Annotated in this window: 11 protein-coding genes; 8 read left to right on the top strand and 3 right to left on the bottom strand. The window is 62.4% G+C overall.

All coding sequences use genetic code 11. The features are described 5' to 3' along the window. Positions 1 to 47 precede the first annotated feature (47 nt). A complete protein-coding gene (locus RV1423_RS02205; RefSeq protein WP_034293096.1) occupies positions 48 to 524 on the bottom strand; it encodes an energy transducer TonB in 477 nt (158 codons plus the stop codon). A 291-nt stretch (positions 525 to 815) separates the two neighbouring features. Between RV1423_RS02205 and RV1423_RS02200 the strand changes: the two genes are divergently transcribed. From RV1423_RS02200 to RV1423_RS02185, 4 genes are all read left to right on the top strand, one after another. Next, entirely contained in the window at positions 816 to 1919 is a 1104-nt protein-coding gene (locus RV1423_RS02200; protein ID WP_034292670.1) for a putative 2-aminoethylphosphonate ABC transporter ATP-binding protein, read from the top strand. Positions 1920 to 1922: 3 nt separating this feature from the next. Next, a complete protein-coding gene (locus tag RV1423_RS02195; RefSeq protein ID WP_373419943.1) occupies positions 1923 to 3701 on the top strand; it encodes a putative 2-aminoethylphosphonate ABC transporter permease subunit in 1779 nt (592 codons plus the stop codon). Between the two features lie 66 nt (positions 3702 to 3767). After that, entirely contained in the window at positions 3768 to 4790 is a 1023-nt protein-coding gene (locus RV1423_RS02190) for a putative 2-aminoethylphosphonate ABC transporter substrate-binding protein (RefSeq protein WP_034292666.1), read from the top strand. 145 nt (positions 4791 to 4935) lie between these two features. After that, positions 4936 to 6108 carry a TIGR03364 family FAD-dependent oxidoreductase gene (locus RV1423_RS02185; protein ID WP_034292664.1) on the top strand — a complete coding sequence of 391 codons (1173 nt, stop codon included), beginning with the start codon at positions 4936 to 4938 and terminating at the stop codon, positions 6106 to 6108. 387 nt (positions 6109 to 6495) lie between these two features. On the opposite strand, the gene RV1423_RS02180 is transcribed toward RV1423_RS02185, so the two are convergent. Together RV1423_RS02180 and RV1423_RS02175 are read right to left on the bottom strand one after the other, a co-directional pair. Then, positions 6496 to 7449: a LysR substrate-binding domain-containing protein gene (locus RV1423_RS02180; protein ID WP_034292663.1), complete on the bottom strand. Its 954-nt coding sequence runs from the start codon at positions 7447 to 7449 to the stop codon at positions 6496 to 6498. A gap of 35 nt (positions 7450 to 7484) precedes the next feature. Beyond that, positions 7485 to 8300: a FadR/GntR family transcriptional regulator gene (locus RV1423_RS02175; protein ID WP_051516425.1), complete on the bottom strand. Its 816-nt coding sequence runs from the start codon at positions 8298 to 8300 to the stop codon at positions 7485 to 7487. A 283-nt stretch (positions 8301 to 8583) separates the two neighbouring features. Here RV1423_RS02175 and RV1423_RS02170 point away from each other — a divergent pair, with 283 nt between their 5' ends. The 4 genes from RV1423_RS02170 to RV1423_RS02155 all read left to right on the top strand — a co-directional run bounded on the left by RV1423_RS02170 (position 8584) and on the right by RV1423_RS02155 (position 13154). Continuing rightward, positions 8584 to 9384: an SDR family oxidoreductase gene (locus RV1423_RS02170; RefSeq protein WP_034293090.1), complete on the top strand. Its 801-nt coding sequence runs from the start codon at positions 8584 to 8586 to the stop codon at positions 9382 to 9384. A gap of 27 nt (positions 9385 to 9411) precedes the next feature. Next, positions 9412 to 10845 (top strand): aldehyde dehydrogenase family protein, encoded by a 1434-nt coding sequence (locus tag RV1423_RS02165; protein ID WP_034292662.1) that lies wholly within the window; start codon positions 9412 to 9414, stop codon positions 10843 to 10845. A gap of 45 nt (positions 10846 to 10890) precedes the next feature. After that, positions 10891 to 11649 (top strand): SDR family oxidoreductase, encoded by a 759-nt coding sequence (locus tag RV1423_RS02160; RefSeq protein WP_034292661.1) that lies wholly within the window; start codon positions 10891 to 10893, stop codon positions 11647 to 11649. A gap of 188 nt (positions 11650 to 11837) precedes the next feature. Next, complete coding sequence (locus RV1423_RS02155) at positions 11838 to 13154, top strand: MFS transporter (protein WP_034292659.1); 1317 nt, start codon at positions 11838 to 11840, stop codon at positions 13152 to 13154. The last annotated feature ends 13 nt before the right edge of the window (positions 13155 to 13167 follow it).

The raw sequence follows: 13167 nt of genomic DNA, 5'->3' as shown, positions 1-13167 counted from the left end.
GCGACGACACCGATTCCCTGACGGTAAGCAGGCAATCGGCGTCGCCCTTATTCATTTTTCTGCGGCTGGGCGATCGTTCGCAACTGGAAGCGTCCGTCATTATTGAACAGCCAGGTCTCCGATATCTCGACCCGGCCGCCGCGCAGCAGCATTGCCGGCGGCTTGGGAAATGGCGCCGTGTTGCGCAACGCCGCCAGCGCGGTCGCTTCGGTGACCTTGTCCTTGTTGCCGCGCACCACTTCGCTGCGCGTCAGGTTGCCGTCCTTGTCGACCACATACTTGATGACGATGACCGAACGCAACAGCGCCTGCGGACGTTCCACATGTACCCTGGTCGAATTGACCTGCGAAATGCGGCGCGCCAGATCTTCCTTGTAGCCGTCCAGGGAATCGGCGGTGGAAGTGCCGTCGGGCGTGGTTTTGACCTGCTCGGCAATTTCCCTCGCGGTGGCATCGCGATTGGCCTGCGTGTCCGGCTTCGGGACGGAACAAGCGGCCAGCAGGCCTGCGCTCAGCACGACCATCGTTTTGATTCCGGACTTGTTCAAAGGGTCACCCATACAGAAAGATGAAGCCTATTAGACCATATCTTCCATCCCTCCCTGCATCTTCCTGCCGCTCACGATCACTCCCGGCCGAAAACCCGTGCGCGCCATGCCGTAAAGTTGCCGGAAAGACTCCATCCATAACCCTGATCTATGGATGGAATCCAGTTCATATATATCACGGCAGGTGTCATCCAGATGTCATATTAGCTACGTAATATCCGCTCACTTTCTGGCCGAACCCGGCATAGTCTTGATAGAAAGAGCGCGATGCCTACTCCGTTATCAACTCCCGCCAACGTCGCCGCCAGTTCTTCCGACGCGTTTTTATCGATTCGCAATATCCGGAAGCGCTTCGGCGCATTCACGGCGCTCGATCATGTTTCACTTGAGGTCGGGAAAGGCGAAATGGTGTGCCTGCTCGGCCCTTCCGGCTGCGGCAAGACCACGCTGTTGCGCACCATCGCCGGCCTCGAAAAGCAGGACGACGGCAGCATCCATGCGCACGGCCGGGACATCTCGCATCTGCCGCCGCAGTCGCGCGACTACGGCATCCTGTTCCAGTCCTATGCGCTCTTCCCCAACCTGACCGTGGCGCAGAACGTCGCCTATGGCCTCAATGCGCGCCGCATGACGCGCGCGCAGATGCAGCAGCGCGTGACCGACATGCTGGCCATGATCGGCCTGGCCGGCAGCGAAAAAAAATATCCGGGACAGTTGTCCGGCGGCCAGCAGCAACGCGTGGCGCTGGCGCGCGCGTTGGCGCCCTCGCCGTCGCTGCTGCTGCTCGACGAACCGCTGTCCGCGCTCGATGCGCAGGTGCGCGAGCATCTGCAACTGGAAATCCGCCGTCTGCAAAAAGAATTCAACATCACCACGCTGATGGTGACGCATGACCAGGAAGAAGCGATGGTGATGTCCGACCGCATCGCCATCATGCACCACGGCCGCATCGAGCAGTTCGATACACCGGACCGCATTTATCGCCATCCGGCCACGCCCTTCGTCGCCGACTTCGTCGGCCAGGCCAACTGGCTGCCGTTCCAGCGCGTGTCGGAGCGGCAGGTCAGCGTGGGCCCGCTGATGCTCAGCGTAGAACAGGAAAAGCAAAAAGTCGACAGCGGCCGCCTGTTCTGCCGGCCGGAAGCGGTCGACGTGCTGCCGGCGGTCGATGCCGCCAACCGTTTTTCGGCGCGCGTGGTCGATCAGATCTACCTCGGCAATCGCTACCGGATGATGCTGGAACTGGACGAATTGCCGGGCCGGCGCCTGATGGCCGACGTGAGCAACGACGTCCGCGCGCAATTGCCCGACGTGTCCGCGCAGCGCATGTGGATCGCCTTGCCCCAGCATTCCCTGCATCTGTTTGCCTGAAGTATGAATACTTCCGCCAACACGCCCATGGATGCCTCGACGCATGCGCAGGCACTGCCGGCGATGTCGCCAATGGCGCCAGTACCGTCAGCAGCGTCGGCGCGGCGGCTGTCCTCCGTCAATAAAGATGCGCTGCTCTCGCTCGGCCTGAAATACGGCTTGCTGCTGCTCCTGCTGCTGGCGCTGGCATTGCCGCTGGCGGCGGTGCTGGGACAGGCGCTGTTCGATCGCGGCGGCCTCTGGGCCGGCATGGCGCCGTGGAGCCGGCTGGTCGCCAATCCCAACTTCGTGCCGATGATCGCGCGCAGCATCGGCGTGGCCGCCGCCACGGCGCTGCTGGTGGTGCCGCTGGCTTATCTGTTCGCCTACGGCTTGCAGCGCACGCTGGCGCCGTTCAAGGGACTGTGGCGCGCCATCGCCCTGCTGCCGCTGTTGGCGCCGTCGCTGCTGCCCGGCATCGCGCTGATCTACCTGTTCGGCAACCAGGGACTGTTCAAGGAATGGATGAACGGCAGCATCTACGGCTTCTGGGGCATCCTGCTGGGCGAGGCGTTCTACACCTTTCCGCATGCGCTGATGATTCTGCTGTCGGCGCTGTCGCTGGCCGACGCGCGGCTGTACGACGCCGCCTCGGCAATGGGGGCCAATAGCTGGAAAACCTTTCGCACCGTGACCTTGCCGGCCTCGCGCTACGGCATCTTCGGCGCGTTCTGCCTGGTGTTCACGCTGGCGATCACCGATTTCGGCGTGCCCAAGATCGTCGGCGGCGCGTTCAGCGTGCTGGCGGTGGAAGCCTACAAGGCGGTGGTCGGCCAGCAGCAATTCGATCGGGGCGCGCTGATCGGTTTGCTGCTGCTGATCCCCGCGCTGCTCACTTTCTGCGTCGACGGCTGGCTGCAAAAGCGCCAGCGCGCGCAAATGAGCAGCCGCGCCGAAGTGCTGACGCCGCGCCGACACTGGCGCCGGGACGGCGTCTACACGCTGGTCCTGATGGCCATCAGCGCCGCCTTGCTGCTGATGATCGCGGTGGCGGTCGGCGCGTCGCTGGTCAAACTGTGGCCGTACAACCTGAACCTGACGTTGATGCACTACGACTTCGACAACATGGACGGCGGCGGCTGGCTGGCCTACTGGAACAGCCTGCGCCTGGCGATCGGCACCAGCATCGTCGGCACGGCGATCATTTTCACCGGCGCCTGGCTCATGGAAAAGACGCGCGGCCACCGCTGGCTCGACACCTCGCTGCGCTTCCTGACCTTTTTGCCGATGGCGGTGCCGGGGCTGGTGCTGGGGCTGGGCTTCGTGTTCTTTTTCAACCATCCGGCCAATCCGCTGAACTTCCTGTACGGCAGCATGGCGATCCTGATCCTGTGCTCGGTGATCCACTTCTACACCACGGCGCATCTGACCGCCGTCACGGCATTGAAGCAGATCGATCCCGAATTCGAAGCCGCCTCGGCCTCGCTCAAGGTGCCCTTGCTGCGCACCTACCTGCGCATCACCGTGCCGCTGTGCCTGCCGGCGGTGCTGGAAATCTTCCGCTACCTGTTCGTGTCGTCGATGACGACGGTGTCGGCGGTGATCTTCCTGTACAGCCCCAACACCGTGCTGGCCGCGATCGCCGTACTGAACATGGACGACGCCGGCGATGTCGGGCCGGCGGCTGCCATGTCGACCTTGATTCTGCTGACCTCGATTGCGGTGTCGCTGCTGATGCATTGGGGGCTGGGCTACTGGGTGCGCAAGGCGCAGGCATGGCGCAGCGCCGGCAAGAAACATTGAAACGCATTGAAGACCTGTTGATGTTGTCGTTCGTCGTACCAACTTTTCCACCACAAGAAAGCAACCATGAAACCTACAAACATTCTTAAACTGCTTGCTTCCGTACTGGGTGCAGGCGCCCTGCTGTCCGCGCATGCGGCGACCACGCTGACCGTCTACACCGCGCTGGAAGCCGATCAGATCAAGGCCTACCAGACCGAGTTCGAAAAGACCAATCCCGACATCGAAATCAAATGGGTGCGCGACTCCACCGGCATCGTCACCGCCAAGCTGCTGGCCGAAAAAGCCAATCCCAAGGCTGACGTGATCTGGGGTCTGGCCGCTTCCAGCCTGGCGATCCTGGACAAGGAAGGCATGCTGACGCCTTACGCTCCCAAGAATCTGTCGAACATCGAAGCCAAATACCGCAGCCCCGCCAATCCGCCGGCATGGGTCGGCATGGACGTGTGGGGTTCGGCGATCTGCTTCAATACCGTCGAAGCGCAAAAGCAAGGTCTGCCGAAGCCGACTTCGTGGGCCGACCTGACCAAGCCGGTCTACGCCGGCAAGATCGTGATGCCGCATCCGGCCTCTTCCGGCACCGGCTACCTCGACGTCACCGCATGGATCCAGATGATGGGCGAAGAGAAGGCGTGGGCCTACATGGACGCGCTGCACAAGAATATCGGCCAGTACACCCACTCCGGCTCCAAGCCATGCAAACAGGCCGCCACCGGCGAATTCCCGATCGGCATCGCGTTTGAATACCGCGCCGTGAAGACCAAGAAGGAAGGCGCGCCGATCGACATCATCCTGCCGTCGGAAGGCCTGGGCTGGGATCTGGAAGCAACCGCCATCGTCAAGGGCACCAAGAATCTGGAAGCCGCCAAGCGCCTGGCCGATTTCTCCGCCAGCAAGGACGCCATGCTGCAGTATGAAAAGAACTTCGCCGTGCTCGCCGTGCCCGGCATCGCCAAGCCCGACCCGCTGCTGCCCGCGGATTACGAAAAGCGCCTGACCAAGAACGACTTCGTCTGGACCAGCACCAACCGCGACCGCATCCTGACCGAATGGAGCAAGCGTTACGAAAGCAAGGCCGAAAAGAAATAACCGGCCGCGCATGAACGCACGGGCCGGAGCAAGCGATTTTGCTCCGGCCCGTGCCGATTCCTTGCATGAGTCATTCCGTCGGCGAGATGGCTCATGCAAGGGATTCAGGAAACGAAAAACCAGGCACACGCATCAAGGACATCGAATGAGCAACAGCAACATGGAACACATTGACGTCGCCGTCGTCGGCGCCGGCATCCTCGGACTGGCGCACGCCTACGCCGCCGTCAGGCGCGGCCTGCGCGTGGCGGTATTCGAACGCACTTCGACGCCGCTCGGCGCATCGATCCGCAATTTCGGCATGGGCCTGGTCACCGGCCAGCCGCCCGGCGTCATGCTCGGCCTTGCCAAGCAAAGCCGCGAGATCTGGCTGCACCTGGCGCAGCGCGCCAACTTCAGCGCACGCGAAGCCGGCACCCTGCTGTTTGCACGCAGCGCAGCCGAACATGCCGTGCTTGAAGAATTCATGATCGTGCGCGCGCGCCAGCACGGCTACGACGCCTCGCTGCTGGAAGGACCGCAACTGGAAGCGCTGTACGGCGGCCGCTTCCGCCATCATCGCTCGGCCCTGCACGGTACCCAGGATCTGCAACTGTATTCGCGCGAAGCGGTGCCCGCGCTGGTGTGCTACCTGCAATCCCAGGGCGTGCAGTTTCATTTCAACTCGCTGGTCAAGGAAGCCGCCGACGGCCGCCTCTCCGGCACCGCAGGCGAATTCCGCGCCGAGCGCGTGATCGTTTGTTCCGGTCACGACTACCAGACGCTGTTTGCCGACAAGCTTGCCGGGATGAACCTGAAAGTGTGCCGCCTGCAAATGCTGCGCGCCGTGCCGCAGGAGCATTTTCCCTTGACGCATGCGGTGCTGACCGGCTTGTCCTGCACGCATTACGGCGCCTTCTCTGACTTGTCCAGTGCCGCCGGCGTACATGCCGAAATCGAAGAAAAAACACCGGCGCTGAACCGCCACGGCATCCATTTGCTGGTCAGCCCGACGCCTTACCAAGAGTTGATCATCGGCGACTCCCACTACTACGGCGTCGACGCGCCGCCGTTCAATAATGAGGAAATCGACCGGTTGATGATCGGTCTGACGGAACACACGCTGGGCGTGCGCCTGAATGTGCTGGAACGCTGGCAAGGCGTGTACGGCAGCAAAGGACCGGGACCGTTCTCGGCGACGCCCGTCGACGCCAGGACGACCGTGGTGCTGATGCACACCGGCATCGGCATGAGCGTGGGACTGGCGCTGGGCGAGCGCGTGATGGGCGCCTTGCTGGATGGCGCGGCGTTGCCGGATCCGGCTGTCGACAAGAACTGAAAAGAGCAACTCTACAAGCCGCAGCCGTCCCGGCGAACGCTGGGACCCTGTATCGTGAAGACGGTAGCTACGACGCTGGGTCCTGACTTTCGTCAGGACGACGGCATTGGATTAGCTTGATGGCGCAGCATTGCCGGATCCGGCTGTCGACAAGCACTGAAAAGAGCAACTCTACAAGCCGCAGTCGTCCCGGCGAAAGTCAGGACGACGGCATTGGATTAGCTTGATGGCGAGGCATTACCAGATCCGGCTGTCGACAAGCACTGAAAAAGAGCAACTCTACAAGCCGCAGTCGTCCCGGCGAACGCTGGGACCCAGTGTCGTGAAGACGGTAGCTACGACGCTGGGTCCTGACTTTCGTCAGGACGACGGCGATGGAGGGACGGATTACTCCCGCGCCAGCGCCTCCGTATGCAACCACTTGCCCTTGCGGCACAAGTCGTCGGTCACATCCAGCACCAGCCGCTCCACCGCCGCCGCAGCATTGGTCAACGGAATATTCTTTGAGGCGCACAAGACCAGCGTGCGCACCATGCGTTCGCCGCTGATCGGATGCGCGACCATGTCGCCGCGTTCGATTTCCGTCAGCAAGGGAGCGACCGGCAAAATAGTCGCGCCGATGTCGGCCAGGATCGCTGATTTCAGGATCGCCACCGAGTTGATCTCAATCACATTGTCGAGCGACATGCCGTGCGAACGGACGATGTCTTCGATGCGCGGCCGCACGCCGTGCTGCAAGCCCGGCAGGATCAGCGGCGCCTTGATGGCCTTGGCCAGCGTGACCGATTTGTTCCGCCCTTTGCCGCCTGCGACACCGTATTGCGAGTCCGCGCGCGTGATGTACATCATTTCCTCTTCCACCATCGGCGTGCTGGCAAAGGCCGACAACTGGCCGTCGTCGAACAGCACCGCCAGGTTGATCCGCCCCGAACGCAGTTGCACGATCAGGTTGCCGGTCAATTCCTCGGTCAGCAGCAAGGTGATTTCCGGATAGGTGGCGCGGATGGCGGTCAGCAGCGGCAAGGCCAGCGCGCCGGAGACGCTTTGCGGAATGCCCAACGCCACGGTGCCGGACGGCTTGTCGTTGGATTGCGCCACCGCCGACTTGGCGTCGGCGACCTGCTTGAGAATGGCCTGCGCGTGTTCGTAAAACGTCTTGCCGGCGTCGGTGGCAATCACGCCCTGGGCTGAGCGGTGCAGCAATTGTGCTTCCAGTTCTTCCTCCAGTTGGCGGATCTGCTGGGTCAGCGCCGGCTGGGCGATGTGCAGCACGCGTGCCGCGCGCGAGAGTGAACCGTGATCGACGATGGCGACGAAGTATCTGAGTTGACGCAATTCCATGCGGATATATCCGTGATTTAAGTTGTTATTTTCACTTACAAGCCGGGACGGCTATTGAACATCCGGCTGCGTGCATTTTCAATATGGCCGCGCATGGCGTGCCGCGCGCCTTCGGCGTCCTGTTTCCTGATCAGTTCGAAGATGTTGCGATGCTCGTCCATGGCGTCCTGGGTGCGCTTCCAGGGCTGGATGTGCATCAGGTGGCGCAGCATGTTGACGGCATGGCTGACGTCGTATTCCAGGGTCTTGAGCACTTGTACGAAACGCATGTTGGCGGTCGCCGTCGCAATCGCTTCATGGAAGGCGAAATCGAAGTGATGGGCAATGCCGCCGACGGCGTTGGCTTCTTCGAAGCCGGTCAGCAGTTCGTCCATTTTCGCCAGGTCTGCGGTGCTGCGGCGCAGGGCCGCCATGTAGGCGCATTCGGGCTCGATCACCATGCGCAGTTCAAGACCGTTCATAATGTGGCCGATGCGCTCGGACGGCTCGGCGCCAGCGGGCTTGACGGCAAGGTCGGGCTTATCCGTCACATAGGTGCCGGAACCGCGCCGCGATTCGACCAGTTGATCTTCGCGCAGCCGGTCCAGCGCCTGGCGCACGATGGGGCGCGAAACGTCGAACAACGTCGCCAGGTCGTTCTCGGAAGGCAGGCGGCTGCCGACCGCGATCTTGCCTTCGACGATGGCGTGGAACAGGTTTTCATAGACGCGCTCGGCAAAACGCTCCTGGCGCACCGGGCCGAGACCGGCGGCGGCCAGCGCCAGAGCTTCGACGGACAATTGCGTCGCCCGCAACGGTGGCTTGATGCTGACAATGTTGGCGTCGAGTTTATCGGCTTGCGATTTCGTCATGGCGTGTCTCCGGCAGGCAATGCTGCAGTGCTTGTTTTGTCGACCATGTTACCCGATTCGCGAGGATGCCATAAGGCTGCGTTATGGCCCAGGCGGTCCTGGCGGCCAAAGTAGTAATATAAGTTGACATCTTTGGTTTGCCAACATACATTGAAAGCAACCGAGGCAGCGACGGAAACTTCCGATTCGCTACCCATAAAACAAAACGACAGGAGACAAAACGGCCCGGCCCGATCTCTGCGGCGGTGGTATCTTTTGCCGTCCATTGTTTATCGAAGCCATCATGATCCAAGCAAATCAGCAGCAGAATCTTCAACCATACCTGCAACAGTTTTCACTGGCCGGGAAAATCGCCCTCGTCACCGGCGCGGCCCGCGATATCGGCCTGGAAATCGCCCGCGCGCTGGCCGGCAGCGGCGCGCATGTGATTCTCAACGGCCGCGATCCCGACACCCTGGCGAGCGCGGTGCAAAGCCTGACGGAACAAGGCTTGTCCGCCGGCGCCCTCGCCTTCGACGTGACCGACAAGGCGGCGGTCAGGGAAGCTTTCGCGCAGATCACGCAGCAACATGGCCGCCTCGACATCCTCGTCAACAACGCCGGCATGCGCAACCGCAAACCCCTGCTGCAATTCAGCGACGACGATATCCATGCCATGCTGGAAACCAACCTGGTGGCCGGCTACACGCTGTCGCGCGAAGCGGCGCGCCTGATGGTGCCCAACAAGAGCGGCAGGCTGATCACGGTGACGTCGATCGCGGGCAAGATCGCACGCTCCGGCGACGCCGTCTATACCGGCGCCAAAGCCGGCCTGACCGGGATGATGCGCGCGCTCGCCGCCGAATACGGTCCGCTCGGCATCACCAGCAACGCGATCGCGCCGGGCGGCGTGGCCACCGAGGCCAATGCCGCCGCGATCGCCGATCCCAAGATCAATGCCCACTTCGCCACGCGCACGCCGCTGGGACGCTGGGCGCAGCCGGCAGAGATCGCCGGCGCCGCGGTTTTCCTCGCTTCCAGCGCCGCTTCCTACGTCAACGGTCACGTTCTGTATGTGGACGGCGGCATGTCGATTGCCATGTAATCACGTCATGAAAGGACTTTCAGCGCCATGAAACAGCACTTCATCAACAACCTCTGGACCGCGCCCTCTTCGGGCGAGAGCATCCCCGTCGTCGATCCTTCCGACGGCCAGGTGTTCGCATCGCTGGCGCGCGGCAATGCGGCCGACGTCGATGCCGCCGTGCAAGCGGCGCGCAAGGCCTACGACCACGTCTGGAGCCGCACCAGCGCCGCCGAACGCGGCCGCCTGATGATGAAACTGGCGCTGAAATTGCAAGAGCATCACGAAGAACTGGCGCAACTGGAAGCGCGCGATTGCGGCAAGCCGCTCAAGCAGGCGCGCGCCGATGCCTCGGCGATCGCGCGCTATTTCGAGTTTTATGCGGGAGCGGCCGACAAGCTGCACGGCGAGACCATTCCCTACCAGACCGGCTACACCGTGCTGACGCTGCGCGAACCGCATGGCGTAACCGCGCACATCGTGCCGTGGAATTATCCGATGCAGATCTTCGGCCGCTGTGTCGGCGGCGCGCTCGCCGCCGGCAACACCTGCGTCGTCAAGCCCGCCGAAGACGCCTGCCTGTCGCTGCTGCGCGTGGCCGAACTGGCGGCCGAAACCGGTTTTCCGGAAGGCGTGCTCAACATCGTGACCGGCTACGGACATGAGGCCGGCGACCTGCTGGTCAAGCACCCCGAGGTCGATCATGTGTCGTTCACCGGTTCGCCCAACGTCGGCAAGATCGTGGTGCGCGCCGCCGCCGAGCACCACACGCCGGTCACACTGGAGCTGGGCGGCAAGTCGCCCCAGGTGGTGTTTGCCGATGCCGACTTCGACGCCATGCTGCCGGTGGTCGTCAACGCCATCGTGCAGAACGCCGGCCAAACCTGCTCCGCCGGCAGCCGCCTGCTGGTGCAGCGTAGCGCCTACGAACAGGTGCTGGAACGTGTCGGCCAGGCCTTCGGCAAGCTGCGCGTCGGCACGCCGACGATGGACCTGGACTGCGGTCCGCTGATCCGCAAGACGCAGCAGGAACGCGTCGCCGGTTTCCTGCGCGAAGCCGCCGACAGCAGGATCCCCGTCGTGGCGCAAGGCCGCATCGCCGACGGCGTGCCGGCTTCCGGTTTTTATCAGGCGCCGGTCCTGTTGCGCGATGTGCCGTATCGACATCGTCTGGCGCAGGAAGAAGTGTTCGGCCCGGTGCTTGCGGCGATGCCGTTCGAGGATGAGGCCGATGCAATCCGGCTGGCCAACGCCACCGATTTCGGCCTGGTCGCCAGCGTGTGGACGCGCGACGGCGGACGCCAGATGCGCCTGGCGCGCGCGATTCGCAGCGGCCAGATTTTCATCAACAATTATGGCGCCGGCGGCGGCGTGGAATTGCCGTTCGGCGGCGTCAAGGCCAGCGGCCACGGACGCGAAAAAGGCTTCGAAGCGCTGTACGGCTTCACCGTGTTGAAAACCATCGCCATCAAACACGACTAAGCACGACACGATCAAAAACAACTCATCACACCACAAGGAGAAGACATGCGACTCAAAGACAAAGTAGCCATCGTGACCGGCGCCGGTTCGGGATTCGGCGAAGGCATCGCCAAGACCTATGCGCGCGAAGGCGCGCGCGTGCTGGTGGCGGACATCAACGAAGCCGGCGGCAAGCGCGTCGTCGACGAGATCGTCGCGGCCGGCGGCCAGGCGCGCTTCATCAGATCCGACGTATCCAGGAGCGCCGACACGGCGGCCATGCTGGCGGCCGCGCTGGACGCTTTCGGCGGCCTGCACATTGTCGTCAACAACGCCGGCACCACGCACCGCAACCGCCCCATGCTGGAAGTCGAGGAAGACGAATTCGACCGCCTGTACGCCATCAACGTCAAGAGCATCTTCCTGAGCGCAAAGACCTTCGTGCCCTATTTCCGCAAGGCCGGCGGCGGCGCCTTCATCAATATCGCCTCGACCGCCGGCATCCGCCCGCGCCCGGGCCTGACCTGGTACAACGGCAGCAAGGGCGCGGTCATCACGACCAGCAAGTCGATGGCGGCGGAACTCGGCCCGGACAATATCCGCGTCAACTGCGTCAATCCGGTGATGTCGGCCACCGGCCTGCTGACCGAATTCATGGGCTTGCCCGACACCCCGGAAAACCGCAAGAAATTCACCGCGACGATTCCGCTGGGCCGCTTCTCGACGCCGGACGATGTCGCCAACGCCTGCCTCTACCTGGGTTCGGACGAAGCCTCGTTCATCACCGGCACCTGCCTGGAAGTGGACGGCGGACGCTGCGTATAGCATGCGCATGACAACTGCGTCAGGATTTTGTCAGCGATGCGGGACTTTGCGCGGAATCGGCATTTTTTGTGTCTATAATCACGCTGCAATAAAAAGAAAATCCATCAGTACTTAATACGCCAGTCCTTGCGACTGGTTTTTTATAACAACAAGACTGATCAAATTGTTCAATACGTATGGAGTGAGACATGTCGTATACCCCAGCACAAGGCATTGCCGCGTCGCCCGGCAGCAATCTGTCGTTTGAAGAAGCCACCTTCGCCAAGGTCACCTGGCGCCTGCTTCCGCTTCTGTTCCTCTGTTATGTCGCCTCTTACCTCGACCGCGTCAATGTCGGTTTCGCCAAGCTGCAGATGCTGCAGGACCTGAAGTTCAGCGAAACCATCTACGGTCTCGGCGCCGGCATTTTCTTCATCGGTTACTTCATCTTCGAAGTGCCCAGCAACGTCATCCTGCACAAGGTGGGCGCGCGCCTGTGGATCGCCCGCATCATGATCACCTGGGGCATCATCTCCGGCGCCATGATCTACGTGACCACGCCGGAGATGTTCTACGTCATGCGCTTCCTGCTGGGCGTGGCCGAAGCCGGCTTCTTCCCCGGCGTGATCCTGTACCTGACGTACTGGTACCCGTCGCATCGGCGCGGCAAGATCACCGCGCTGTTCATGACCGGCATCGCCATCTCGGGCGTGATCGGCGGCCCGCTGTCGGGCTGGATCATGCATGCATTCCCGGGCGTCCACGGCCTGGCCGGCTGGCAGTGGATGTTCATCCTGGAAGCGATTCCGTCGATAGTCCTCGGCGTGGTCGTGATCTTTTACCTCAAGGATCGCATCCGCGATGCCGGCTGGCTCAACGAGGATGAAAAGCGCCTTCTGGAAAGCCAGATCAAGGAAGAGGAAACCGGCAAGGAACCCATTTCCATCGGCCAGATGTTCGCCGACGGCAAGGTGTGGCTGAGCGCGCTGATCTACTTCTGCTTCGTGATGGGCCTATATGGCGTGAGCTTCTGGCTGCCCACCATCATCAAGACCACCGGGGTCACCGATCCGCTCAACATCGGCTTGCTGACCGCGATTCCGTATGCCGTTGCCGCGGTCGCCATGATCATGATCGGCCGCAGCGCCGACCAGCAACGCGAACGGCGCTGGCACGTGGCGATTCCGGCCTTCCTCGGCTGCGTCGGCCTGCTGTTCAGCACCGTGTACGACCACAACACCTTGCTGGCGATGGCTTCGCTGACGCTGGCTGCGGTCGGCATCCTGACCACGCTGCCGCTGTTCTGGAGCCTGCCGACCGCCTTCCTGAGCGGCACGGCTGCGGCCGCAGGCATTGCGCTGATCAATTCGCTGGGCAACCTGGCGGGTTTTGTCAGCCCTTACGTGGTCGGCTGGCTCAAGGACGTTACCCAAAGCACCAATAGCGGGATGTATGTGCTGGCGGCGTCGCTGTTCTTGGGCGGCATATTGACGCTGGCGGTGCCAGCCAAGCTGGTCAACAAGTAATCCGCCTTGCCGC

The sequence above is a fragment of the Herbaspirillum sp. RV1423 genome (genome assembly GCF_000577615.1).
In the GTDB taxonomy this organism is placed as follows: domain Bacteria; phylum Pseudomonadota; class Gammaproteobacteria; order Burkholderiales; family Burkholderiaceae_D; genus Herbaspirillum.
Note: the sequence above shows the minus strand (reverse complement) of the source record. Positions and strands in the feature narration are given on the sequence as shown.

Bases quoted from the DNA above. Each gene is read 5' to 3' on its own strand.
- RV1423_RS02170 (WP_034293090.1), top strand. From the start codon at position 8,584: ATGATCCAAGCAAATCAGCAGCAGAATCTTCAACCATACCTGCAACAG.
- RV1423_RS02155 (WP_034292659.1), top strand. From the start codon at position 11,838: ATGTCGTATACCCCAGCACAAGGCATTGCCGCGTCGCCCGGCAGCAAT.
- RV1423_RS02160 (WP_034292661.1), top strand. From the start codon at position 10,891: ATGCGACTCAAAGACAAAGTAGCCATCGTGACCGGCGCCGGTTCGGGA.
- RV1423_RS02180 (WP_034292663.1), bottom strand. From the start codon at position 7,449: ATGGAATTGCGTCAACTCAGATACTTCGTCGCCATCGTCGATCACGGT.
- RV1423_RS02205 (WP_034293096.1), bottom strand. From the start codon at position 524: ATGGTCGTGCTGAGCGCAGGCCTGCTGGCCGCTTGTTCCGTCCCGAAG.
- RV1423_RS02175 (WP_051516425.1), bottom strand. From the start codon at position 8,300: ATGACGAAATCGCAAGCCGATAAACTCGACGCCAACATTGTCAGCATC.
- RV1423_RS02200 (WP_034292670.1), top strand. From the start codon at position 816: ATGCCTACTCCGTTATCAACTCCCGCCAACGTCGCCGCCAGTTCTTCC.
- RV1423_RS02165 (WP_034292662.1), top strand. From the start codon at position 9,412: ATGAAACAGCACTTCATCAACAACCTCTGGACCGCGCCCTCTTCGGGC.
- RV1423_RS02195 (WP_373419943.1), top strand. From the start codon at position 1,923: ATGAATACTTCCGCCAACACGCCCATGGATGCCTCGACGCATGCGCAG.
- RV1423_RS02185 (WP_034292664.1), top strand. From the start codon at position 4,936: ATGAGCAACAGCAACATGGAACACATTGACGTCGCCGTCGTCGGCGCC.
- RV1423_RS02190 (WP_034292666.1), top strand. From the start codon at position 3,768: ATGAAACCTACAAACATTCTTAAACTGCTTGCTTCCGTACTGGGTGCA.